This window comes from Lysinibacillus capsici (assembly GCF_020217405.1).
In the GTDB taxonomy this organism is placed as follows: Bacteria; Bacillota; Bacilli; order Bacillales_A; family Planococcaceae; genus Lysinibacillus; species Lysinibacillus capsici.
Map to the genome: position 1 here is coordinate 186,991 of NZ_CP084108.1, position 25,469 is coordinate 212,459.

24 protein-coding genes and 1 pseudogene are annotated in these 25,469 nt (G+C 36.1%); 16 read left to right on the forward strand and 9 right to left on the reverse strand.

Annotated features, from left to right (window positions below; translation table 11 throughout):
• Positions 1–17: 17 nt before the first annotated feature.
• Positions 18–1,301: an isocitrate lyase gene (gene aceA, locus LCP48_RS00975; protein ID WP_004233046.1), complete on the forward strand. Its 1,284-nt coding sequence runs from the start codon at positions 18–20 to the stop codon at positions 1,299–1,301.
• Positions 1,302–1,413: 112 nt separating this feature from the next.
• Complete coding sequence (gene aceB, locus LCP48_RS00980) at positions 1,414–3,012, forward strand: malate synthase A (RefSeq protein ID WP_039885193.1); 1,599 nt, start codon at positions 1,414–1,416, stop codon at positions 3,010–3,012.
• Positions 3,013–3,286: 274 nt separating this feature from the next.
• Here aceB and LCP48_RS00985 read toward each other — a convergent pair.
• Positions 3,287–3,589, reverse strand: a pseudogene (locus LCP48_RS00985) (O-methyltransferase); the annotation flags it as partial.
• Positions 3,590–4,861: 1,272 nt separating this feature from the next.
• Here LCP48_RS00985 and LCP48_RS00990 point away from each other — a divergent pair.
• The 3 genes from LCP48_RS00990 to LCP48_RS01000 all read left to right on the forward strand — a co-directional run bounded on the left by LCP48_RS00990 (position 4,862) and on the right by LCP48_RS01000 (position 6,615).
• Positions 4,862–5,257 carry a hypothetical protein gene (locus tag LCP48_RS00990; protein WP_225340583.1) on the forward strand — a complete coding sequence of 132 codons (396 nt, stop codon included), beginning with the start codon at positions 4,862–4,864 and terminating at the stop codon, positions 5,255–5,257.
• A gap of 347 nt (positions 5,258–5,604) precedes the next feature.
• Positions 5,605–6,177: a hypothetical protein gene (locus LCP48_RS00995; protein ID WP_225340584.1), complete on the forward strand. Its 573-nt coding sequence runs from the start codon at positions 5,605–5,607 to the stop codon at positions 6,175–6,177.
• 162 nt (positions 6,178–6,339) lie between these two features.
• Positions 6,340–6,615, forward strand: coding sequence for a DUF5839 family protein (locus LCP48_RS01000; protein WP_004233063.1), 276 nt, complete (start codon positions 6,340–6,342; stop codon positions 6,613–6,615).
• Positions 6,616–6,826: 211 nt separating this feature from the next.
• Here the strand turns inward: LCP48_RS01000 and LCP48_RS01005 are convergent, their stop codons facing one another.
• Complete coding sequence (locus LCP48_RS01005) at positions 6,827–7,753, reverse strand: hypothetical protein (RefSeq protein ID WP_225340585.1); 927 nt, start codon at positions 7,751–7,753, stop codon at positions 6,827–6,829.
• Between the two features lie 88 nt (positions 7,754–7,841).
• On the opposite strand from LCP48_RS01005, the gene LCP48_RS01010 reads away from it, so the two are divergent.
• Positions 7,842–8,363, forward strand: a complete 522-nt coding sequence (locus LCP48_RS01010) for a hypothetical protein (protein ID WP_004233066.1) — start codon at positions 7,842–7,844, stop codon at positions 8,361–8,363.
• Between the two features lie 418 nt (positions 8,364–8,781).
• Here the strand turns inward: LCP48_RS01010 and LCP48_RS01015 are convergent, their stop codons facing one another.
• The 3 genes from LCP48_RS01015 to LCP48_RS01025 all read right to left on the reverse strand — a co-directional run bounded on the left by LCP48_RS01015 (position 8,782) and on the right by LCP48_RS01025 (position 10,840).
• Positions 8,782–9,135, reverse strand: coding sequence for a hypothetical protein (locus LCP48_RS01015; RefSeq protein WP_004233069.1), 354 nt, complete (start codon positions 9,133–9,135; stop codon positions 8,782–8,784).
• A 146-nt stretch (positions 9,136–9,281) separates the two neighbouring features.
• Positions 9,282–9,842, reverse strand: a complete 561-nt coding sequence (locus LCP48_RS01020; RefSeq protein ID WP_004233070.1) for a DJ-1/PfpI family protein — start codon at positions 9,840–9,842, stop codon at positions 9,282–9,284.
• 791 nt (positions 9,843–10,633) lie between these two features.
• Positions 10,634–10,840, reverse strand: coding sequence for a helix-turn-helix transcriptional regulator (locus LCP48_RS01025; protein WP_225340586.1), 207 nt, complete (start codon positions 10,838–10,840; stop codon positions 10,634–10,636).
• 751 nt (positions 10,841–11,591) lie between these two features.
• Here LCP48_RS01025 and LCP48_RS01030 point away from each other — a divergent pair.
• Entirely contained in the window at positions 11,592–11,807 is a 216-nt protein-coding gene (locus LCP48_RS01030) for a hypothetical protein (protein WP_004233075.1), read from the forward strand.
• Between the two features lie 201 nt (positions 11,808–12,008).
• Here the strand turns inward: LCP48_RS01030 and LCP48_RS01035 are convergent, their stop codons facing one another.
• Positions 12,009–12,362: a hypothetical protein gene (locus LCP48_RS01035; protein ID WP_004233077.1), complete on the reverse strand. Its 354-nt coding sequence runs from the start codon at positions 12,360–12,362 to the stop codon at positions 12,009–12,011.
• A 482-nt stretch (positions 12,363–12,844) separates the two neighbouring features.
• Here LCP48_RS01035 and LCP48_RS01045 point away from each other — a divergent pair, with 482 nt between their 5' ends.
• The 5 genes from LCP48_RS01045 (at position 12,845) to LCP48_RS01065 (ending at position 16,938) form a co-directional block, all read left to right on the forward strand.
• Complete coding sequence (locus LCP48_RS01045; RefSeq protein WP_004233080.1) at positions 12,845–13,240, forward strand: GntR family transcriptional regulator; 396 nt, start codon at positions 12,845–12,847, stop codon at positions 13,238–13,240.
• Positions 13,241–13,244: 4 nt separating this feature from the next.
• Positions 13,245–14,342, forward strand: a complete 1,098-nt coding sequence (locus LCP48_RS01050; protein WP_004233082.1) for a DUF1648 domain-containing protein — start codon at positions 13,245–13,247, stop codon at positions 14,340–14,342.
• 73 nt (positions 14,343–14,415) lie between these two features.
• On the forward strand, positions 14,416–15,087 hold the full coding sequence (locus LCP48_RS01055; protein WP_004233083.1) for a response regulator transcription factor: 672 nt from the start codon (positions 14,416–14,418) through the stop codon (positions 15,085–15,087).
• Complete coding sequence (locus LCP48_RS01060) at positions 15,084–16,457, forward strand: HAMP domain-containing sensor histidine kinase (RefSeq protein ID WP_009371482.1); 1,374 nt, start codon at positions 15,084–15,086, stop codon at positions 16,455–16,457. The genes LCP48_RS01055 and LCP48_RS01060 overlap by 4 nt, the downstream gene beginning before the upstream one ends.
• Before the next feature lie 73 nt (positions 16,458–16,530).
• Positions 16,531–16,938, forward strand: coding sequence for a hypothetical protein (locus LCP48_RS01065; protein ID WP_004233089.1), 408 nt, complete (start codon positions 16,531–16,533; stop codon positions 16,936–16,938).
• A gap of 44 nt (positions 16,939–16,982) precedes the next feature.
• On the opposite strand, the gene LCP48_RS01070 is transcribed toward LCP48_RS01065, so the two are convergent.
• The gene (locus tag LCP48_RS01070; protein WP_004233092.1) at positions 16,983–18,899 is read right to left on the reverse strand and encodes an SEL1-like repeat protein; all 1,917 of its coding nucleotides are present in this window, start codon (positions 18,897–18,899) and stop codon (positions 16,983–16,985) included.
• 238 nt (positions 18,900–19,137) lie between these two features.
• Here LCP48_RS01070 and LCP48_RS01075 point away from each other — a divergent pair, with 238 nt between their 5' ends.
• The 4 genes from LCP48_RS01075 to LCP48_RS01090 all read left to right on the forward strand — a co-directional run bounded on the left by LCP48_RS01075 (position 19,138) and on the right by LCP48_RS01090 (position 22,981).
• The gene (locus LCP48_RS01075) at positions 19,138–19,851 is read left to right on the forward strand and encodes a glycosyltransferase family 2 protein (RefSeq protein WP_004233095.1); all 714 of its coding nucleotides are present in this window, start codon (positions 19,138–19,140) and stop codon (positions 19,849–19,851) included.
• A gap of 84 nt (positions 19,852–19,935) precedes the next feature.
• Positions 19,936–20,196: a metal-sensitive transcriptional regulator gene (locus LCP48_RS01080; RefSeq protein ID WP_004233098.1), complete on the forward strand. Its 261-nt coding sequence runs from the start codon at positions 19,936–19,938 to the stop codon at positions 20,194–20,196.
• A gap of 253 nt (positions 20,197–20,449) precedes the next feature.
• On the forward strand, positions 20,450–21,586 hold the full coding sequence (locus LCP48_RS01085; protein ID WP_004233100.1) for a transglutaminase domain-containing protein: 1,137 nt from the start codon (positions 20,450–20,452) through the stop codon (positions 21,584–21,586).
• Positions 21,587–21,676: 90 nt separating this feature from the next.
• The gene (locus tag LCP48_RS01090) at positions 21,677–22,981 is read left to right on the forward strand and encodes a transglutaminase domain-containing protein (RefSeq protein ID WP_225340587.1); all 1,305 of its coding nucleotides are present in this window, start codon (positions 21,677–21,679) and stop codon (positions 22,979–22,981) included.
• A 21-nt stretch (positions 22,982–23,002) separates the two neighbouring features.
• Here LCP48_RS01090 and LCP48_RS01095 read toward each other — a convergent pair whose 3' ends face one another.
• Both LCP48_RS01095 and argH read right to left on the reverse strand, forming a co-directional pair.
• Complete coding sequence (locus LCP48_RS01095) at positions 23,003–23,950, reverse strand: N-acetylglucosamine kinase (RefSeq protein ID WP_004233104.1); 948 nt, start codon at positions 23,948–23,950, stop codon at positions 23,003–23,005.
• On the reverse strand, positions 23,947–25,461 hold the full coding sequence (gene argH, locus LCP48_RS01100) for an argininosuccinate lyase (RefSeq protein ID WP_004233107.1): 1,515 nt from the start codon (positions 25,459–25,461) through the stop codon (positions 23,947–23,949). Before argH ends, LCP48_RS01095 begins: the two co-directional genes overlap by 4 nt.
• Between the last annotated feature and the right edge of the window lie 8 nt (positions 25,462–25,469).

The window sequence follows — 25,469 nt, forward strand, 5'->3', positions numbered from 1 at the left end:
GAAGGTGGAATTTCAATATGTCAACTCGTCAAGAAAGAATCGAAGCTTTAGAAAAACAATGGGCGGAAAACCCACGTTGGGCTGGAATTGAACGCACATATTCAGCTGAAGAAGTTGTTAAATTACAGGGAACAGTAGTAATTGAACAAACACTAGCGCAAAAAGGTGCTACTCGACTTTGGAATTCATTACATGAGGAACCGTTTATCAATGCATTGGGGGCATTAACGGGGAATCAAGCAGTACAACAAGTAAAAGCTGGCTTAAAGGCTATCTATCTATCAGGCTGGCAAGTAGCTGCTGATGCAAACCTGTCTGGTCAAATGTATCCTGACCAATCATTATATCCAGCTAACTCTGTACCAGCAGTAGTAAAACGAATTAATCAAGCGCTTCAACGTGCAGATCAAATTGATCATGCTGAAGGACGTGTTGATCAATTTGATTGGTTCGCGCCAATCGTAGCAGACGCAGAAGCAGGTTTTGGTGGGCCTCTAAACGTATTCGAGCTTGTAAAAGGTATGATTGAAGCAGGAGCAGCTGGTGTTCACTTAGAAGATCAATTAGCTTCTGAAAAGAAATGTGGACACCTTGGAGGTAAAGTATTACTTCCAACACAAAATGCTGTTCGTAACTTAGTAGCTGCACGTTTAGCAACAGATGTTATGGGTGTAGATACAATTTTAATCGCACGTACAGATGCTGACGCTGCTGATATGGTTACATCAGATATTGATCCACGTGATGCAGAGTTCATCACAGGTGAACGCACACCTGAAGGCTTCTTCCGTACAAAAGCTGGAATCAAACAAGCAATTGCTCGTGGTTTAGCTTACGCTCCATATGCAGATTTAATTTGGTGTGAAACTTCTAAACCATCACTTGAAGAAGCTAGAGAATTTGCTGAAGCTATTCATGCTGAGTTCCCAGGTAAAATGCTTGCATACAACTGCTCACCTTCATTCAACTGGAAGGCAAATCTTTCAGAAGAAGAAATTGCAGAGTATCAACGTGAACTTGGTAAGTTAGGATATAAATTCCAATTCGTTACTTTAGCAGGTTTCCATGCACTAAACCACTCTATGTTTGAGCTTGCTCATGACTATAAAGATAATGGTATGGCTGCATATTCTAAGCTACAACAAGCAGAATTTGCTTCTGAGTCTAAAGGCTATACAGCTACACGTCACCAACGCGAAGTAGGTACTGGATACTTTGATGAAATCTCTCAGGTTATCTCTGGTGGTACTTCTTCTACAACAGCAATGGCAGGTTCTACTGAGACAGAACAGTTTGTATAAGTCGTAGTTTAAATACGTGTTTTCCTAAATTCATAATCATAGAATAGTCTCCTCCGCTCCTCCTAAAGCGGAGGATGACGAAACTAAAATGGCAAAGGTGGGTAAACAGCTAATGGAACAAGCAACGACAGGTAAGCTTAAAATTGTTGGAGAACAAAATGAGCAAACTAATGAAATTTTGACACCTGAAGCTCTTGAATTTGTTCTTGCTCTGCACGAAAAATTTGATGCTCGCCGCAAGGAGCTGTTGGAGGCTCGACAAGAACGCCAAAAACGACTTGATGCGGGAGAGAAGTTGGATTTCCTACCAGAGACAAAGCATATTCGTGAAGGTGATTGGGTAATCGCACCACTTCCAAACGACCTGCAAGATCGCCGTGTTGAAATTACAGGGCCAGTTGATCGGAAAATGGTTATAAATGCGTTAAATTCTGGAGCAAAAATGTTCATGGCATGCTTTGAAGATGCATCTTCTCCGACATGGGAAAATATGATTGGCGGTCAAATTAATATGCGTGATGCTATTAATAAGACGATTGAGTTTACACAAGTATCCAATGGTAAAACATATAAATTAAATGATGAGACAGCAGTGCTGTTAGTTCGTCCACGAGGTCTACACTTGCTTGAGAAGCATGTCCTGGTGGATGGAGAGCCGATTTCAGGCAGTTTCTTTGACTTCGGTTTATATCTATTCCACAATGCCAAAAACGCACTTGCACAAGGTACAGGGCCATATTTCTATCTACCAAAGCTTGAAAGTCATTTAGAGGCTCGACTATGGAATGATGTCTTTGTGTTTGCTCAAGATTATATTGGTATTCCACAGGGGACAATAAAAGCTACTGTATTAATCGAAACGATTTTAGCTGCGTTTGAGATGGATGAAATTTTATATGAGCTACGTGAACATTCAGCTGGTTTGAATTGTGGTCGTTGGGATTATATTTTCAGCTACATTAAACGTCTACGCAATCAAGCTGATGTTATTTTACCAGACCGTGGGCAAGTAACGATGACAGTACCTTTTATGAAAGCCTATACATCTTTATGTATTCAAACATGTCACAAGCGAAATGCACCAGCAATGGGCGGAATGGCAGCTCAAATTCCAGTTAAAAATGATGATGAGGCGAATGCAGTCGCATTTGCAAAGGTGGCAGAAGATAAACGTCGTGAGGCAACAGAGGGGCATGACGGTACATGGGTAGCACATCCTGGTATGGTTGCAACAGCGATGGAGCAATTTGATGCTATTATGACAACGCCTAACCAAATTCATAAAAAGCGTGAGGATGTACAAGTATCTGCCGAAGATTTAGTAGCTGTACCAGAAGGAACAATTACAATTGAAGGACTACGCATTAACTGTAGTGTGGGTGTACAATATATTGCTTCATGGCTTCGAGGTAACGGAGCGGCACCAATTAATAACTTGATGGAGGATGCTGCAACAGCAGAAATCTCTCGTACACAAGTATGGCAATGGATCCGTCATCCGAAAGGAATCTTAGATGATGGACGTGGTATTACACTAGCATTTGTTTTAGAAATATTGGAAGAAGAACTTGTGAAAATTAAAGAGGCTGTTGGGGAACAAGCTTATAACAGTGGTCGCTATGAAGAAGCTGCTGAACTGTTTAAATCCTTAATTGAACAAGATGAATTTGCGGAATTCTTGACACTTCCAGGGTATGAAAAATTAGCGTAAAATACAAGTCTACTATCCAACATATCAAACTTTCCTAATAACTATCTAAGGATTGCACTCGAGTACAATCCAGCCTATTCCACTAACATAACGTGACGGGGTCTGTTCCCCCGTTTAAAGAGATGAGCACGATTGATTTAAAAGGGGTCTATAAATAAAAGTTAAGAGCTTTTAAGGGGTAAAGATGTCTTACTAGCTTAGATGGGGAGCAGTAAGGCATCTTTTATATAGTACATCCGCGTAACTGCTTTTTTAGTTACGCGGTTTTTCTATGCTAATTTACTACGGCTAGTACAAAGCCGTCATACCCTTTGACACCCACTGTTTGTATAGCCGTTGCTTCAATTCTTGGGTTTGCTTTTACTAAATCCATAAATTCTTGTACGCCTCTAACACGTTCATCCTCACTATTTTCATTAGTTACCTCACCATTACGTACAACATTATCTGCAATAATAAGAGCGCCAGAGTTTGCTAATTTTAACGCCCACCTCAAGTAAGCGGGGTTATTAGGTTTATCAGCATCAATAAAGATAAAGTCAAATAATAGTCCAGCATTTTTTAAATTTGGTAAAGTTGGCGTTTCGGAAGCTACCGTTCGGAGAAGATTGAAAGAGAATAAAAGTGAATTTTAGACATATTAGCTGTATATATTTTGTATATATACTTCCTGATAAATGGATATGAATGTATATAAAATGTATCTCTTTCTTCATTTCATTGATATCACGAAAAAGCTTTGCCCTGCCTAGCCCCCGACTAGGTGGGGGGCACTTTTTCCTTATGCTCTTTCTAACTTTTTCTGGGGATTTCCAGAAGTTTTTTTAATTAAGGATCATCTGTAAATTTTTTTACGGATTTGATTTTACAGATCTTTTTCTGTTTCAGAGGGATAATAATTGAACTTTTAAAAAACACTAATGCCTTCCAATTCTAAACGGAAGGCATTAGTGTTTTGTTTATTATTTACTCTTTAAAAAATTAATCTCTTTCTTTAAATCTTCTAGTGTCTTGCCTGCTATAAAATCAGTTATTTGCCCATTAACTTCATTTGAAATAGAGAGAGTTGTTGTATCACTTATATTTATATCATCTGTAAAATCGTCTGGATTATAATCGATTAGATTACTATTTAATGTAGCAGCTTTATTAACTGTATTGGTATCAATACTAATTAAATAAGGTTCAATTGCTCTTAAGTAGATATTATTGTTGATATCAAAACTGAGCAGTTGTTACCATTTTTCCAAAAAAACCAGTATCTGCATTGGTGAATCTAGTTAAGAAATTTACTGATTTTGAATCATTAAAAAATCGTATGTTCTCCGATGTTGATGTTCTCTACGATGATGCTCCGTCTATCCATCCGGTTTTTATAACGCCATTATTGAGGCTATCACCCCATTTATACGAAATAAAGTTCGTACTAGTAAAACGCCAACCAGTTAAAGAGTATGCTGAAGCTGTGTTTTGAAATATAGAAAATAATAAAACAAAAGACAGAATCATAACAGCAAGTTTCGATTTTGATTTCAAGTTAAAAACCCCTAGGTATTTTTCAAACAACACCATTTTATACCAATAATTAAAATAAATAGTTTTTTATAAATTAGTTAATTTTAGTAAATTAAGGTAATTCAAAAGTCTTGGCTCAAAAGCAAAATATTTTTGATTTTTTTTAATAAATAACTCTGCCATGTTTACGAATGTATGGGGCGAATACCCATACTTTCCCATCAGCCTTGATATCAAAACTTAAAGAGTTGTGGAACGGATTCTTGTTCAACTAACGAAGAAATTTAGTTGAATATGTAACTTTTGGTAGACAATAGGTGTCTATATAAAAGAGGTGGGTAAATTGAAAATAAAAAAATTATTCTATGGTTTGATCGCATTAGCTTTATTCATGATTACAGGATGCAATATTCAAGGGGGAACTACAATAGTATCAATTGACAGTATAGATGCCGAAGAAGTTTTAACATTAGATTCTGATGCTGATATTTTTCAGTATGATGGAGTTATCTACAAAACTAATATTGATTGGGTTGAAGAATTATCTTTAACAAAAGATGTTCAAATCGGTGAAATAAAAAAAAATGATGCTAATACAGATTTTAGAGATGAGATGTCGAATAAACTTCCTGTTGGTACAAAGATTTTTTCCACCAAAGAACGGGGAGATATTTTAATTGTTGAATCTGAAGGAGAAATCAAAAAATATCTTGCAATTGTTGAAGGGTAAACAAAATTCTAATAGTCGTAGAATATATTTACAAGTTGCTAACTTTAGCGTATGGTAAGAATAACTAAACCGAACGTAAAAAAGCCATTCCACAGTGACTAATAGAGAGTTGGCGCTCTTTATTAATCGCCTTATCGTACCGAAACTACGATGCAGCTTATCGTGAAATGACTTATTTTTTACTGTTAGATGATACATAGTATCTATATATGTCATTCTAGTATGAATTAGACGACATTTCAACAGTTAATTAAAAGGTCATTCAAGATTATTCTTTAATCTAAAGCGTTTTGCATCGTTAAGACACGATGTGAAACGCTTTTTTGCTTCAAAAAGGGGCAACTACCATGAAAAATAAACTAAAAACTACACCAAACCAAGCAGTCCAAACATTTATTACATACGGCAATCAAAAAGGAGACCGGCAACTCAAAGAAGATCGCCTGCAGCAACTAGAAGAAACTTTGGCAGCACAAGGTATTTATCCTGGGGAGAAAGTACATAGAGTGTTAGAAAAATTGATTTATGACCTTACATACAACGGCATTATCAAAGTAAGCCGAGAGCATTTAAGTAAAAAATTAGAGGTTGGATTCAATACAATCTCAACAGCTTTCAAGTATATGGAGCAATCCAAGCTATTTATCCTGTCCAGAAACAAATCCGGAAAGACGAATAGTGGTTGTCGTGTCATTGTGGATGTGCAGCACGTTAATTTTGAAAGCATTTTAAGCGAAGTTTTTCATCTAAATGCGTATGAAATTGCAATCGTAAAAGATGAATTTAAACAACCAAATAAACATCAAAATAAACATCAGGATTTGGCTCAAAACACTGTTATATCAACGCTGAATGGCTCGAATTTGACTCTTAACTATAATAACCAAATTAAAACAATCACGAGCAAGAAGAAGAAATAAGCGAAGAAAAGAAAGCCTATTTTGCACAAGAACGTGAGCGAATCTTGGCCAAGTTACGTGATCTTTAATCAAATGAGGAATGATGAAAAATCATACCTCTAGTTTGTTATACTCATTTTTAATAACGTAAAACATGGTTCTGGAAAATTAGGAGGTTGTGAAATGGAAAACAATAATACACTTTCAGGATTTCATATCAAAAGTAAAAAAGATAATGACGTATTGAAGTTATATCCTAAACTCTATACTTGGCATAATCCTAAACATTTACGTGATGTCAATCTTCAACCAGGTGATATTGTGGCTGTGGGGAAAACATTGGCGCCTTTTTTGGTAACAAAGGTTTTTCGGGAAGAGTTTGAGGAGACAGGACAACGATATGAAAGGGTTATTCGGCTTTTAGAGAAAGCGCCTAGGGAAGAGCATATGAGTGTATAGCTGTAATTATTGAATCAATACAAAGGTTTGTTCAATGCCGCCAAGAGGATTTTGATGCAGTAAGATTGTCAATCTAAATTTGCTCCTTATCCTCTCTTTGGTTCGGTACCGCAATTTAAGATTGACAACCGCCACGTTTCACCTTTTCTCTCCAGCGACTGTAAAGCCAAAATAAAAAGAGTAGCAAATGGCTACTCCTTAATGTTACTTTTTAAAATTTAGTTTGAGCATGTGTACTCGCTTCTGTAAATTTATCAGATTGACTAGCTGAAACTCCGAATGAAAGAGGATAGAAAGTAACAGTTGGAGCAATTTGGAACGTTGTTTCTTGATGTAGGTACTTTCCATAAGCATCTATCTGACTAGTAGCAGCTAATTTATCAGCTGTATAATAAGAAAATGCAGATAAAGTTTTTACTTCTTCACTATTACAAGCATAAGATTTCACAACATCATTTGGTAAATCAATATTTAAGGCATAACCAGATGCCCCTTTTGACCATGAATTACTGCCACTAGAATAAGTTGTACTTAGATATTTAATTTGATCACAAGAATGTCTCACTGACCAACTTTGTTGACCGTATTGAGAATTTGGAGCAGGAGCCCAAAAAGAACTATTAATAGCTGTACCTATAACATCAATTTTTCTATTACTTGGCATAATACTCCACGTAATTGCAGTTTTTAACCTGTACTGTTGTTTTGCTGCTAAAGAAACAATTGTAGTAGTAACAGTCTTATAGGATGTAGTATGTGTACTTGAAAGTGTAGATACAGAATCATTACTTCTTTTAGCTTCTTCTAATTGAACTTCTCTTAAATACGTATTTTCATCAAGTTCAATAACGACTTCCTTACTAAAATTGTTAATATCGTATGTACTAACATTGTCGTTAGAAGTATCTCTTTCAATGACTTTAAAAAACTTTTTATCGACAGCTACAACTTCTCCGTCAATTTCTAAGTTTTTTAATATTTCTGTTTCAGGCATGTTCAAAATTTCTTCTTCAGTGAAACCTAAAGACTCTAAATGCCTTATTTGATCTATATTTAGCTCAGCAGCTTTAACATTCATACTTTCCAAATTAAAAACTACAAAATATACCATAAAAACAACTAATAATATTTTTTTCAAATAATCTCCCCCTTTATTTTATATTAACCTAATGATAAGTTTAAATGAAGTGAAAAAGTCCATTATTTTACAAAAAGGGGTTTTGTTGATGAAAAGGTTTATATTGCCATTTTTGGTATTGGTTATATTATCTATGTATTTATGGAATTATTATGAAAAGTATCATATAAAACCATTTGAAGAAAGTGTAAAGACTTTTATAGAAGAATCTAGCAAGGATAAAGTAGAGCTCATAAATTTTGAACAAATAGAAAATACTAATATATGGTTAGCTCAATTGAAGTTTAAAGAGGGAGAATTTGGTCATGCAAAATTTCAAAAGGGATGGAATCATAATCTAAAATTCATTTACCTAAAAACAAATCCTAATATCACTTATGAAGAATATAATACTAATAAAGGGAAGTATGGCGTTATATTTGTTAATAATTTAGATAAAAATATATCAAAAATAAAAGTCAAATCACAATTAAAAAACTTTGAAACAGAAATAAACATTTCAAACTCACAAACATTTATAAAAACATTCAAGTTGCCAAAGAATGTTGAAAATACTTCACCTGCAACCTTTGAAGTATATGATAAAAATGGAAATCTATATAATGATTGATAAATATGAAAGAGCATTTTCATTCTAGTTTTTATGAAAAAAATCAAATTATAGGGGCATTTACATTTGTTTTAAAACGCTTATTTTATTTTTGCTTTATATCAACTTCATGTTTTAATCTCAAAAGGCTTAAAAAAGCTTGTGGGAGCTTAGAGAAATATACAGGATTTTATGCAAAGTGAAGAATAAACCAAGTCAGTAAAAATGCTGCTATATCAGCATTTACGCTATTTGTATAAAAAGATGTATAAACAATGTTCATAAGAAAAGCCATAAAACGTTGATTTAACAATGTTCATGGCTTTTCGATGTGTTTCCAAACGTACATTTGGGAACGTTATTGGCTTTATGAATGTATATGTTATAAATCCTTGCTGCACTAAAGCACCCTTCCAGCACTTTATTGGGAATATGAGTACTAATATTCCGTAATTCGCCAACCTGTTTCCTCATCCCAAATGGCATCCGTATCATCTAGATGCACATGCCAATCACCATTAGAAATACTTCTTCTAATATCTGTCAAACAGGTCAACCAATAAAACAGTACATGCAATGTATCTTCAAAATTATCTGAAAGTGGTAGCTTTGTTGAACCTGCAAAGATCACTGTTGGTTCATCCTGATCATAGTCATAAACACAAAATGTTTCTCCAATATCCTTTCTTTCAAAACCTGCATTGTATTCATCAATGATAGCCGTTATCTGTTGCTCCTCACTGTTGGTAAGGTTATGGTTTCTCATACAAGTGTAATAAACAGAAACTCCCATGCTACATTACTCCTTTATTAGTTTTAAACCTGCGCCGTAAAATGCACCCAAAACGAGGAAAGCTTTCCTCGTAGAGTCACCAAACTTCCATTTGGGGAACGTTATTAGGTTTATTTATGAATACGTTATAAATTCTTGTAAAATTTTTATCCTCTTAATTGATTTTTAAAGAACAATACGGTTTCTAATTCGTCTTCCCTGTCTTTAAAAATCTCCAACCTTTTTCCAACTGCGACCGCAAATTCAACATACGCATTCCCTTCGGCTGTGATTAAATTTTCACACACGGTTACATCGGTTTCACTCTTGAATGCCTCATTGAAATAATGTTTGTAAGCCAAGTCATCGTCAATAGAAGTTGAATATTTCCTTTTTCGTAAAACGCCTGCTGCTGCTAGAAAGGCAGACCCTCCACAAATCGCTGAAATCACTTTACCTTGGTCATCAAATTCTCTAATAAGATTCAATACACGATCATCCTTAACAAACGGATCAGGTTCCCCACCAGGTATGATTAAAACATCATAGTCGTTGGGATTACATGCTTCGATATTCATATCCAATTTGACTTTGAACATCCCTTTATGAATGACTTCATCATTTAATGCGGTTGTATTAATTTCTACACCAGTTACATTTAAAATGTATGATAAAAGACTGATTTCCCAATCAACATACCCTTCATACAGAAAAAATAATGCTTTCAACTGTTTATCCCCCCACACTTTTTTATATAACAATCTGCTCCGTTAGTTAAAGTATAACCTTCCCAAAGCGCAGTTTGGTCACAATTCTTTCTCTTTCCTTCACGTTGTAAATCCACATAAATCTGACTAACGATCATATATCACTCATTTGTTCAGTCAGAGTAGCATTTTACTACTTTCTTAGTTTTGTAAAAAATTCAAGGTTAAAGTAGGGCAAGCAACGGGTATGGCATGCCATGCCCCAAAAAACAGAGTTTTTGGCTTGGTAAGAGATTCCTACGACCTTTACAAATATAGCTGCTTATTTTTTTCCAAATAAGCAGCTATATTTGTTGTCGCTTTGCTCGAATTGTAAAGAAAGAAGATACAAATAAAGTACAAAAGGATGCCTATTAGGCATCCTTTTGTACACCTTAATATGATTATGTACTAACCAAATATAAATAGTGCCTTTTTGTCCTTTGTGCAGAAGGATAAAAAGGTACCTTAATTAGAATATCAATTTCTTGAATTGAAAGCTATCGAACGAAGGGACTAAAAGTAAAATAAGGAAAAGTTTACTTAAAAAAATACAAATTATACAAGATTTATTGATATAACTATCTCGAATTAGGCAGTAATGAGAGGAAAAGAATTTTAAAGGAAAGAGCATAAGGGAAATCTGCTATCACTTGGGGTGATAGACTAGGCAGAGCCTAGTGTTTCGGTGTCCCCATAAAAAAGTGCATTTCTACATGCTTTCTATACAAACGTTTATTCGTTCCTATACGTTTTCTACATAGAGTATCCAATTATTTTTGTTCTTTCAACCGTCTCCTAATAGTTGCTTCAGAAACACTTAGTATTCGAGCAATTTCACGATTACTTTTCCCAGCACCTTTTAAATACGACAGTTTAAATTCATCGATGGTTAATTTAGGGCGACCATTTGGATTTCCACCTTGCCATTTCTCATCATTTTTTTCATCTTTATTATTTTTAAAAAACCTTTTCAGCAATATTCTCCCTCCGACAATTGCGTCTTAACTCTAAATCTTAAGTTTTGACGCACACAATATCAACCTTACATTTTGGTAGGGCTCAATAAAAGATTAGGGAATTTAATTATTCAACAAGAAATAAAGTAACTGGAAAATGAAATTGTTTAGGAGTTGCGAACAAAACAAGGGAAGTTGATAGGGAAAATTGAAATGATTCGCTCTAGTGATGATATAATTTTATGAGTGAAAACCACAAATAAGTTCAGGAATAAATACAATACTGTAAATTGAAATGATAAAATATAAAAGGAGAGGTTGTGAGAAAAGTTTGATTTTTCGATTAGTAGGATACATATTCTATTTAATAGCTGCTGTATTTCTTTTAACCGGTTTTATGGAAGTGGTCTTTGTAAAAGATTTAATACATTCCATAAATTTTAATATGAAATGTACAATTGGTTTAGTAAGTTTAATAATTGGTACCACACTGCTTCAGATATGGAAATTAAAACATGATTAGATTTTGTTGCAGCTACTAATTGAGCTAAAAAGTGCAGTGAAAATCAGGCTGTATGATGCGAAATCAAAAAGGTAGTAACGACAGGGCTTGGCCCTTGCTCGTTACTGCCTTTTTCTAATGTTATGTAAAATAAAATGTATGAACTGAATAAAACTTTTAAAAAAAGTTGTTAAATCAATTGAGAGACCCCTTTATAGAGTGTTAGGTTGTTCAATTCTAACAAATTCATATAATATAGGGGGATATATAATGGCAACATCAAAAGTGGTAAGACGAGAAACAGAGGTTGTAACAGTACAAAGTTTCCTCGCTGCGGCACACAAAGAAAACAGTAAAATCAGTCCAGATGATTTAGGGTTAGGAATTGCTTCGGTGGGTGTAGCCTTAGTAGCAACAGCTTTTGCTAAACATATTGCACCAAAAATGGCAAAAGTTTTGGAAGTTGTTGGCTTTGTATTACGATAACTGGATTTGTTGAAATGTTCTTAAAAAATCCGAATAAAAACCAGTTACAATCCGTTTTAAACGATTGTGCGAAGCGTAAAGGTACTCACATTTTAACAACTACAACTTAGTGGAGTATGTAGGTGCGAGTGGTAACAATATTACCTACTCAACACAAACAAAATATTCGTACCATTAATTTTGAAAAACAAGCAAAAGGTATTAATCCTTTTGCTTGTTTTTTTTGTTTAGCTTAATTGTTATATATAATGAAGAACTGAACGCAATAAACATTATTACAGAAAAAGCAATTGAGAACGTGGCTTTATAGTAGATAGATGTAATAGCCAAGACAATTAAACTGATGATGATAGCTACACGTAATAATAAATCTGTTTTTTTACTTGGATTAAAAAAATCTTGAAGAATGGCAAATAAATAAGCTAATCCGAAAAATATAATGTACTCATAAACCAATACAGGCTTCACAGAATCGGGAATTCCTAAATACAGTAATTGAAATATGACAAGAAGTAATGCTACATATTTTAAATATTTATAGGAGTTTTTTGACAAATTATCACCCTTTTTTAGAGCTATTTATCCTTTCCAGAAACAAATCAGAAAGACGGATAGTGGGTGTCGTGTCATTATAGATGCGCAACATGTGAATTTTTAAAGCCATTTTAAAATGAGGGAGCATCTTTTCTCATTATGTCAAACCTACCAAGTGAGACCACCCAATATCGCACTCCAATTTAATGGCATTCATGAAACCATTCGCTCAGTCATGGCGGGCTATGGTGCAAATTTTAATTCTTCTCTTGCTGTTAGAGAGTATGTAGAGAGTGGGCAATTGGCGAGAGTTTATGTGAAGGATATACATTCCATTTAAACATAAAATTGCAATTTGTACAAGGAATAATGAGAAGCAGAATTTACTTGTGCAAAGATTTATTGAAACCATAAAAAATTCCCCTATTTAAACATTTCAATCTCATGCAAGGTGGAGAGAAATTTGTTATATTGGTTGTATAACAAATATGGAGCTGATAAACATGTTTATTCAAATAGAATTTCAATCAGACGTACCTATTTATGAGCAGGTAACACGTCAAATTATCGAAGGAATTGCTAGAGGAGAAATGAAGCCAGGTGATACTTTACCGTCTGTGCGAAGTTTAGCTGCCGATTTAGGTGTTAATATGCATACTGTTAATAAAAGTTATCATGAATTAGAGGCGAAAGGGATTATTGCCATTCGGCCAAAATCTGGAGCTATCATAAGTTCAGCAGAGGAGAGAGCTTTATCACCTGAGCAACTGCGACAAATCGAAAAGAATTTGAAACCTGTTGTGGCAGAAGGAATGGTGCTCGGCGCAACAGCTGAACAAATTGAGCACATGATGAAAAAAGTTTTTGCCGATTTGCAAATTCCAGTAGAGGGAGTGTAGCAAAATGCTACTTGGCGTTTTTATAACCATTTACATCATGACATTAGCTTTGCAAATAGTCGTTCCCTATATTGTACGAGAAACAATCGTTTTTGGAGTCACAGTGCCTGATCAAAATATTAAGCATCCCATCTTAGCTCAGTTGAAAAAACAGTATGTGCAGTTCGTAGGGGGAACAGGGATAGTTTTTCTAATCATCATGATTATAAGTTACAATCAATTTGCTCCTTCTGAATCTATTCAAAGTATTGTTTTATTAAGCTGTTTGTTTAGTATGCTTGCAGTAAGCATGGCGTTGTATTGGATAAATCATCAAAAGGTATCGAAGTTGAAAAAACAAGAGCAGTGGGGCGCAAATATTAAACAAGTACGGGCAGTGGATTTAACTGCAAGAAGCCGTGATGAAATGCTTCCTTGGTCTTTTTTTGCTGTTCCATTAGGAATATCGGTATTTTTGATCATTTACACATACCTTCATTACGATCTCATGCCAAATGATATAGCAGTACATTGGGGGCCGAGTGGCGAAGCGGATGCCTGGAGAAACAAGACCTATTTTACAGCTATTTCACTGCCACTGGTAATGCTAATGATGCAATGTATGATGTGGGGAATTACCGACTCCATTAAACGTTCTGCAATTAAATTAGCTGTAAATCGCAAAGAGGAATCGTTAGAGGATCAGCTAAAAACACGAAAATACATGAGTTGGCAAATACTACTGATCAGTTCTGCATTAACAGCTTTATTAACTATTTTACAATTAAGCAACATCTATCCTTCTATGACAGTAGGCTATAAGCTATTACCAGTATTTATTTTGTTCTTAGTTGTTTTGCTGGGTTCATTACTTGTATATGTGGTGAAAAAGTATAAACATAAAGTACGCTATGAAGCAAATATAGATTCCCAAGTAATGGACGTGGATGAGGATCGTTATTGGAAGGGCGGCTTAATTTATATGAATCGACAAGACCCATCTGTTTTTGTGGAGAAACGCTTCGGGGTAGGATGGACCATGAACCTTGCTAATCCTAGAGGCTATATTGTGATTGGTTTACCTTTTCTCTTATTGCTGTTGATTTCTATATTTTCGTTATAAAATAATAGTAATTTGTGATGAAAAAATTCGTTCTATATGATCGGATTTTTTCTTATTAACTGGAGGTGGGCAGATGAAGATCCTTGTTGTCGATGATGACGTTCATATTTTACAGCTAGTCAATATTTATCTTACAAAGGAAGGCTATCAAGTGCTACTTGCTGAAAATGCAAAGCAGGCACTAGCCTTACTCGAAGGGAATCTGCCTGATTTAGCTGTTGTCGATGTGATGATGCCAGGAATGGATGGTTTTACACTAACAGAGTATTTAACTCAAGATTATGATATTCCTGTTTTATTATTAACAGCAAAAGGTGAGCTAGAGGATAAAGAACGTGGCTTTTTAGCAGGTTCTGACGATTATGTTGTAAAGCCCTTTGAACCAAAGGAATTATTATTTCGTATAGCTGCGATATTGAGGAGATTTGATAAAAAAAATCAAGTAACCATCCAAGTAGGTAAACTAGTAATTGACCGACGAAGCTTTGAGGTTGTAATAGGGGAAAATACACTTATATTACCTTTAAAGGAATTTGAATTACTGGCTTTGTTAGCATCACGTCCCCATCAAGTGTTTACTCGTAGCTATATTATGGAACAAGTATGGGGCTATGACTATGATGGAGATGAGCAAACGTTAAATACGCATGTGAAGCGGATTCGTGAAAGATTAAACCGATATGACACGGCTGTTGAAATTACAACAGTAAGAGGTGTTGGCTATAAGCTAGAGGAAGCAACATGAAAACCTTATATAGTAAATTTGTTGTAACAACCATGCTGGTAATGATCGGAAGCTTATGTATGGGCTTTTTAGCAACAAATACTTATTACCATCAAGTTATAAAAGAAAAAAATGATTCAAAAAACGTTAGCATAGCACAGGATATTGTGCATTATATTGAGACAGACAAACCAGAGGATTTAAATAGCTATCTGGCAACATTGGGTGAAATCGGCTATCAAATTTATGTGACAACTGGTCAGGAGGGGCAATTTTTTGGCGGTCCATATCGTGATAAAACATTGTCAACGTCTGTTGTGGAGCGTGTTTTAAATGGGGAAATCTATCATGGTATGCGAGATTTTCCTAAAGAGACCTTTGTAACAGGATTTTTTGCTAATGAACTGAATAATACAATTGGTGTGCCATTTACCTATGAAAGCAAGTCCTATGCATTATTCATAAGACCTGATATTCGTTTATTGTTTTCTGAGGTGCATACAATACTTGCGGGATTAATGTTGGTTATGACAATACTGAGCCTACTTGCCATGCTACTATTTGCTAAAGCATTAATTCGCCCCATTACGAAGTTAACAGCAGCCACTCAACAGCTAGCGCATGAAAAATTTGATACAGTTCTAGATATTGATCGTGCAGATGAAATTGGTCAATTAGCATCAAGCTTTAATAGGATGACCGAGAGATTACAGGAAACAGATCGTACACGGAAGGAATTTATTAGTAATGTATCACATGATTTTCAATCACCTTTACTAAATATTCAAGGGTATGTAGATTTACTGAAAAATCCTTCCCTTACTGAACAGGAAAGACAGGAATATGCAGCAATCATTGAGCTAGAAACAAAACGCCTATCTACATTAACCAAACAGTTATTATTATTAACCTCCCTTGACCAATCGACAATAATTGTAAAACGTGAGTCTTATCGTTTAGATGAACAGCTAAAGGAAACTGTACGAAAGTATCGTTGGCAAATGGAAGAGTCACAGCTTCAAATATCATATAAGCTTGAGCAAATTATTTTTGATGGCGATGCAGGGCTTTTACAAAACGTATGGGATAATTTACTGACAAATGCCATTAAATATAATGTAGAGGGTGGGCAAATACATCTACATTTACAAAAAAGATCCACCTCACTTGAAATTCTTGTGGAGGACAGTGGGATAGGAATGACTGAGGATCAATTAGCAAAAGTATATGACCGTTTTTATCGCGCCGATGCGTCTAGAACCAAGCAAGGGACCGGACTAGGCTTAGCGATTGTCAAACAAATTGTTGAGCTACATGGAGGGACCATACAGATGCAAAGTACGGTGCATGCGGGCACAAAGGTTTATATCCATCTACCAATTTTGTCATAAGAAGTTCATGTAAAGTTCATGTTCACAAGATAAACTGCTACTTAGTTGAAACACGACTAGGGGGGGTTATCGTATGGAACAAAAGTGGAGCATACGCCTTATTCGATTAGCGGCAATCTTTGCTTTAATCGGCACGTATTTAGGTTCACATATGTCGGGATCAGGTAGTTATGAATATAGACCGATACATGCACATATTTTACTTGTTGGCTGGCTTAGTATGTTTGCCTGGGGTATTTTTTATCGAGCCTTCAAAGTGAAATCACAAAAATTAGTAACCATTCATGGTTGGACAGCTATTGTGGGTGTTCTGGGCTTAACGTTGGGCATGTGGTTTTACAATATAAATCCATTTAATTTTGGTAGCACTTTTACATTAGTCTTCTTTATTGTAGGAGGAACTACGCTATTAATTAGCTTTGCTTTATTTATTGTTGTAACATTTATGATTCAACAACAAAAGGATAATAGCAGTCATTAATAAAACCTACCGTGTCTTATGTGATGCGGTAGGTTTTTTAATATTTATTTAATTTCTTCCAGTGACTTTTTCAGCCATCTTGTCGCCTCTTGATAGTCTTGTGCAACACCATGCCCTTTTTTGTAGAGCATACCAAGCTGGAATTGGGCTTTTTGATGCCCTTGATTAGCAGATAGTCGATAAAGCTGGGCGGCCTTTGCAAAGTCCTTTGGTACGCCCTGTCCATGAATGTGCATTTGGGCTAATTGATATTGTGCCTTCATATGTCCTTGTGATGCAGCCTGTTCAATCCATTTAGCAGCCTCTGTGTAATCCTGTTCTACGCCTTTACCTTTATCAAATAAATTGCCCAGTTGATACTGCGCACCTGCATGGCCTTGAGTGGCTGCTAGGCGATAACATCTGCGTGCCTCCTCAAGATTTAAGGCTACCCCTAATCCCTGTTCATATAGTAGGCCTAATTGATATTCAGCTTGAATATGTGATTGATCGGTTGCTGCTCGCCACCATTTAACGGCCTCCTTATAATTTATAGGAACACCAGTGCCAGATGTCAGTAATAGGCCAAGCTCATACTGTGCATCTGCATAGCCCTTTTCAGCGGCTGTCCTAAAATATGACATTGCCTTGACTGGGTCTTCAAGCTGATATGCATATAGACGTCCAAGCTCGAAGCCAGCGCTGATATGGCCATTGTCAGCAGCTAGCAGTAGCCACTTTTCTGCTGACACAAGATTCTGTTCTTTTTCATACAGCAGGCCAAGACAGTATTGAGCATTTAAATGTCCTTTATGTGCCGCTAGCTTGAACCATTTTAAAGCTTCTATATGATCCTTCGTCATTCCTTGCCCAGTATTATAGAGCATGGCCAGTTGAAACTCTGCGTTCACATGGTCCTGTAAAGCAGCCATATGAAACCATTTTGCTGCTTCTTCTTGGTTTTGAGGAATACCACACCCTTTAAGATGCATATAACCAAGATTGTATTGAGCACTTGCATCTCCAGTTAAGGCAGCCATTTTGAAATAAGCAACGGCCTTATCATAGTTTTGCTCCACACCCGTGCCATTATGATAAAGAAAGCCTAGATTGTTTTGGGCACTTGTATTACCTTGATTGGCTGCTAAGGTATACCACTTGGCAGCTTCGTTAAAATTTTGAGATAGGCCTAAGCCTTGATTATAGAGTACACCTAAATTGTATTGGGCGTCAGCATTCTCTAAATCAGCCGCTATTTGGTAATGACGTGCAGCCTCTAGATAATCCTGTATAACACCTTGGCCTAGATGATAAAGTACACCGAGGCTATAGTGAGCATTTGCGTCATTTTGTGCGGCAGCTCGTTCATACCACATTTTTGCAAGCCTATAGTCCTTTTCTACACCTCGCCCATGATTGTAAAGAGCACCTAAGTTATATTGAGCACTTGCATCTCCATTCTGAGCAGCTACTTCAAACCATTTGACAGCATGTTCGTAAGCCTCTCGTGACTGCTCATGCTGTAGTATATTTTTATCAAATATAGAAGGAAGTTCTGTGACATGAGAAGACAGGCGGTTCGATTTGAAACTACGATCATAGCGCTTCATAAACCATTCAACAATATCGCTAAGATAGTCTAAAACAATTTTAGCTGCTTTGGCTTCTACAATGTCATTACTGGTATGGCTTGTCATTTTATGAATTAGATTCATCAATAAATAAATTCGACGAGGATGAATTTGCGCCACAAAACTTCGATTATTTAATAGCATTCGGACATTTTTGAGTTTAGGTTCGGTATGCATTTCCAATCGATAAATCTCATATAAAATTTCCTCTAATACAAGAAGTGACTTCTGTAAGGATTCTGCTGGGGTTGAAATGGCGAGCAAACTAGCATCCTGTAAATTTTTGGATAATATTATGAAGGACAGCTGTCTTAATTTTTGACATTGTTCTTCAAGATTTTCATAATGCATGACGAAAGTACTCACCTCTTTCAGTTAATTACCTCGGCGTCATTGCAAGCATTTTACTTTTAAACCTTTTTACAAAGCGCCTCTTCATCTCTTTGTTCATATATCGGAGAAAAATCGATATTATTGATATGTTTTAATGGGATTGATCAGTTGAATTGTTGGTGTTACATGATACTATTTGATATAAGGGAGATTCGTAGCTACGGAGAACCTGTCAGCCTTTAGGTGGGGGATCGAAATGAAAAATATTGCAGCTATTATACCAGCATATAATCCACAACAATCACTCATTACCTATGTACATCAATTATTAGCAACGACTATTACACAAATCATCATTGTCAATGATGGGAGTGATCAAAAATATAAAGATATTTTTGAAAACCTAGATAAAATTGAACGCTGCCAAGTACTACAGCATGATTGCAATATTGGTAAGGGGGGCGCACTTAAGACCGCCTTTGCATATATACGAGAACAACAAGCAAGGTGCCATGGTATCCTTACAGTTGGGGCTCATGGGCAACATACTTTACAAGATGTGAAGCTTGTTTTAACCATGACAAAGGTGTTTTCTGAAGGGATTGTGCTAGGTGTGCGTAACTTTCGTTCAACTGATAGTACATTTCTTTCTTACTGGGGAAATCGTGCAACAAGCTTATTTTTCGAGATACTGTATCATAAAAAATTAATGGATACACAAACCGGTTTACGTTATATTTCCATCAATGAGTTGCCTTGGTTAATGAAAGTAAAAGGTGAACGCTATGATTATGATACAAACATGTTGATTGCTGCACTTAAAAGAAAGTGTCCAGTTTTCGAGGTAGAAATTGGGCAATTACGTATAAAGAAAAATTCAATAATTCAGTACGATGAAATAACAAACGCTGGTACCATTATTACGAGAATGCTCATCAATTATCTAAAACCAAGGAATAGTAATGGCTAGGTTTAAATTTAAAATAATGAGCTAGGATAAAGAATAACGATCACTCATTAGAGCGTAGCGAGTATAAGAGAAGGAGCAATGTATATGGAATATTCAGATCAAGTGAAAAATCGTGTGAAACGGATGGAAGGACAGCTACGTGGCATTTTGAAAATGATGGAGGAGGAAAAAGACTGTAAGGCCGTCATTACACAATTATCAGCAGTACGCTCTGCTGTAGACCGTACAGTTGGGGTTATTGTTAGTACGAACCTATTGGAATGTGTACAGAATGCGGAAGGGGATGGGGAAAAAATGAACGAAGCCATTCAGGAAGCAGTTAATTTAGTGGTGAAAAGTAGATAATTTACTAAACGCCTGAACAATTACAGAATCTAAATCGAAATAAAACTCACTATTAATTAGTTGAGTTTTATTTTTTTGCAAAAAAATAGTTATATTCGCTAATTATATTTTATTAGTAGGTATTTTATAGTATATAAAATTTAATATATTTTTAGTTAAAAGTCTTAGTTAGTGAACTTGTATGATAGCTTAGTAGGTACATTCTTTGCTATGCTAAATAGTAAAGAAAGAATCAAAGGGAAGGTGATGAGTGATGAAAAAATTATTGTTATGTGGTGCGGCTTTATTGATGTTAAGTCCAACTGCGGTCTATGCAAAACAAACAGAAAATACCTCCCCAATTTATCCTATGGTAGCTAACTCAACAGTAGCAAGTTGGGATCAATTAACAGAAGAACTTGCAAAGCAAATACAAAACTTTGAGACCGATATAAAAATTAAGTATACAGGCAAAATAGGCGACCTCAAAAAAGAAATGATGGACGCACTTGAAAAAGCTAAGCAACAAGCCATTTATGCAAGTGGACATATAGAAAGTACCATGGTTTCCGCAGATTCTCTAGGGAATGTAACGTATAAAATGAAGTACCTGACAAGTCAAACTCAAGAAGCAGCTGTACAAAAAAAGATTAATCTAATTCTGAAAAATATTATCAAACCTTCTATGACAGATTTTCAAAAAGTAAAAGCTATTAACGATTATATTGTATCCAATACTATGTACGGAACTAAAACTAAGGCAAGTCCACATAGTGCTTATGCTTTGTTTTTTGAAGGACAAGCTGTATGCCAAGGTTATGCATTGGCAGCACATGCCATGTTAGAGCAATCTGGGATAGAGACAAAATATGTTGTGGGCTTTGTAAATGGGAATGAGGCACATGCTTGGAATTTAGTAAAGGTTGATGGGGAATGGTATCATTTAGATACAACGTGGAACGATCCTTTGCCAAATCGCGTTGGTGCGGCGTCCTATGACTATTTTTTAGTCTCGGACAATCAAATTAGCAAAGACCATACTTGGATTAAAGGAAATTATCCTACTGCTACAAGCACTAAATACAGTTATATGCTTAATGTCCATTTCGCACATCAGTTAAATAATATTGTTTATTTTAGTAATACTGCAGATAACGATAAACTGTATAAGCTTGATATGACTAGTGGTAGTAAGTCAAAGGTATTAGATAAACGTTCGTTGTATATTACAGGGACTAATCAAAACCTATATTATAGTGATTACAGTAACGGTGGGTATTTGACAAAGCTAGATTTAAAAACGTTAAAAGCTGAGGTGCTAGTGAAGCAGCCAGTAACAAATTTAAAGGTTAGTGACAATTATTTACTGTATAATGTCCAAACAAAAGAACATACACTTAAAATTAATTAAGTCAACAAACAAATATTAACAAGCACAAATGGACCCTTAAGTGAGTTCTTTGTGCTTTTTTTGTATATAATGTAAGGAAGACGGTTGGAGGTGAGGAGTTTGTGGAAGAAATTAGCTATAATTGCCATTATTATTATTTTTATTGATCCTATTTATACGGCTGGTAAGGCAGTTGTTCAGCAGGTGGTCAATTGGACAAATAATGATGACATAGAAACGATGCTACTTTCAACAAAGGAGAAGATCGTAGATGTTACTGCAAGACTTTCAGATAATGCCTCAATTGAAACAGCCCTACCTATAGAAGATGTACATGAAGCGGAGGTAGCCCCTACAACTCCACCTATTCAGAAACCTGAAACAAAGTTAGTCGTGACAAATGCCAAGGAACTGGCTGATGCGATGTATGCGTATTATAATAGCTTTTCACCAAAGTTTGAAATTCAATATAAAGGGAATACACAGCGAATTGAACAAATTGTAGAAGAGGCCTATAACAATGCTATCAAACGCGATGACTATGTTTACGGCCATGTAAGTAAACATTCAATTCGATATGAATATGGGCGAAATAAAGCAACTATTTTTGGAGAACAGAGCTATTTAATGACGCCAGAGCAGGCGGCATATGTAGAGATGAATGTTCAAGAAATTATTGCTAAGATTAGTAAAAAATCTATGACGGATGTAGAAAAAGTACGAGCTGTCAATGACTATATTGTTGCCAATACTTCCTATACAGAACAAACGAATTCTAGCCCACACAGCGCTTATACCGTTCTTGCTGAGCACGGGGGAGTATGTCAGGGCTATGCTTTACTTGCTCACTCTATGCTTCAAAAATTGGGTATTGAAACAAAATATATCGTGGGCTATGTAGGTCAAGAGGGACATGCGTGGAATCTAGTCAAGTTGGATGGACAGTGGTATCATCTCGATACGACATGGAATGATCCAGTACCAGATCGTAAGGGTGCAATACGCTACCAATACTTTTTAGTAGATGACCGTACAATGGCGAAGGATCACTCGTGGATTGCTGAAGACTATCCAAAAGCAACAAGCACACTGTATAGTTATTATCATGATATAGACTTCCCAGCACAGGTTGGAGACCAATTGTTTTATAGTAATATTGCAGATGACAATAAGCTATATGTACTAGATATGAAAACTGGTAAGACGAAACGTGTCACAAATTCCCGGGCGCAATATATCGTTTATTCAGATGGTTGGCTCTACTTTAGTAATTATTCCCGAGGGGCATATTTAACAAAGATTCGTCCAGATGGTAGTGGAGAAGAGGTACTAAATAGGGAGGATTCGAAGGATTTATTTATAAAGGATGGCTATCTCTATTTTACAACGAATGAATTGAAGAGACTGGCACTTTAAAAGCAAGAAAAGGGCAATGACTTATAAACAGTCATATGCCCTTTTTGCTCGTTCGATTAAATAAGTAATAGGCTGATGCTGACAAAGGGTAATGACCACTTGAGGATACTTGAAGGTTATTTCCTCAGTAAAGTTCTTTAAAATGAGTGGATTATGCTTGATGGCACCACCATTACAATAAAAAGTAAATGGTTCATTCTGATAGTCAATATTTTTCAATACAGCGCTTGCTAGAAGGACTAGTTCATGAGCAGCTTGTTGAGATATTGCGATGGCACAAGCATCTTCTTGCTCGACTGCTCTTGCCACAAAAGAGCCCATCTTGGCCAGTTGTGCATTTGTATAGGAAGGGTGGAATAGCCATTCAGCAAGCTCCGTAACATCTTGTATACCTAAAGACTGATAGACAGCTTCCTTTAAGATTGTTGGTTTCCCACGACCATCCTCCATTTTAAATATAGCTCTTACGACTTCCTGCCCTAACCAATACCCACTTCCCTCATCGCCAGCCCGATGTCCCCAACCCCCTGCACGTACAATCCGCTGCCCATCAAAGGCATAGGCAATAGCTCCTGTTCCAGCAATGAGCAGTGCACCAGCCTGTCCAGCAGTCACACCTAATAGTGTGGCCTCTGCATCATTTTCAATAATCATTGTGTCTATTTGTAGCTGTGTGATCTTAAGAGCATTTTGAACAATAGTCACGACGGCTGCATGATCCTTCGGAGAATCAATGCCAGCTAAAGCAAAGGTAGCTACAGCAATTTGGGAATTAGGATACTTTCGCAAAAATCTTTCAACATTTGCTAAAAGCTCTTGTAATATTGCCGTAGCCGATTCAACACCAATGGCTTGATAATTAGAGCCCTTAGTGGATGTAGAATATTCAATGTCACCAGATTCAGCATGAACAACTGCACATGCTGTTTTTGTCGCCCCACCATCAATAATCAATAACCATTGCTTCATTGATTCCATTCCTCTAGAAAGGCTGCTAGTTCTTTTTCTGCTTCTATAATGGCACTTTCCTTTAAGCGAATCCATTCATAAAAATCATGGGCGTTCAGTTTGGAACGTTCAAGAGCAGCCTTCATAGTGGCTGGAGCGGGACCACCTAGTAATGTTCGCACACCAACAAAAGATTCTGGTTTTAACGTCTTATAGAAATCCTCTTCCGAAATAGTTAATTCGTTGCCCGTAATCAATTTCGATTGTGTGTTTACAAGTCCCCAGGTAAGACTAGCTAATGATTCCTCTCCATGAGCAAGTAGAACCTTAATACATTTACTAACAATACTATGTGCTTGACGGAAGGAAATTCCCTCTGAACGGACTAATGTATCAGCTAGCTCAGTGACATTCGCAAAGCTATTTTCAGCGCGATTTTTTAACTTCTTCTTATTGACATCCATTGTAACAACAAGCGAACCAAACAACTTGTAAATACCAACTAAGCGGTCAATGGCACGCCATAAATAAGGCTGCATATCATCCTCAGTGTCTACGATATCTCCAAAAGGTGTATTATGTACCATCTGTAATACTGTACTTGCATCTCCTACAACCGCAGATAGTAATGAGCGTGTATGTTCTATAGAAACAGGATTACGCTTTTGAGGCATAATAGAGCTTATTTGCACATATGGACTTGCGAGTGTAAACGCATTAAACTCCTGAGTAGCCCATAATAAAAAATCTTGAGAAGTACGGCCAAGATTGAGTGCAGCAAGCTGTACAATACTTGCAGCCTCGGCTATATAATCTGCTCCTGCAACTGCATCCCATGCATTTTCGATAATATCATCAAAGGCAAGTAGGTCACGCATACGTTCTCTACTAATTTTAAAGCCTGTCGTTGTTAAGGCAGCGGCTCCCATACTGCTACGATTGACCGTTTTATAGACATGCTGCATTCGTTCAAAATCACGCTCTAGCTGGTCGATGACCGCCTTTAAATAATGGGCGAAGGTTGTAGGCTGGGCCTGCTGTGTATGTGTGTAGCCAATCATAATGGTATCGATATGTTCCTCTGCAGCAGCGATTAAATCATCACGTAATGTTAGTAACTCGCGCATTAATAATAATAATTTTTTTCTTAATGTCATTCGATAGATGGCGATACCCATATCATTTCTGCTTCTGCCAATGTGAAGATTTCCAGCAATATCACCAGCAAGCTCTATTAATTTATTTTCAATGCGGAAAAATAAATCCTCATATTGGGGACTGTAATCCTCTAAACGATAATAATTTAAGTCAATTTTTTTTAGAGCTATCCCAATTTGCTTTGCTTCATCTTTTTTTACAAGTCCTTGTTCTTCTAACATTTTTAAATGAGCAATATTGATTTGTAGCATAATTGTTAAAAAATTTTTCTTTGCCTCATCATAAGCTGGCTGTAAAACGATTTTTCGATAGATGTTAGAAGGGAATATCATCCCATCTTCCAGCTGTGTTTTATTGCGAAAATCTTCAAACATTGTCATGG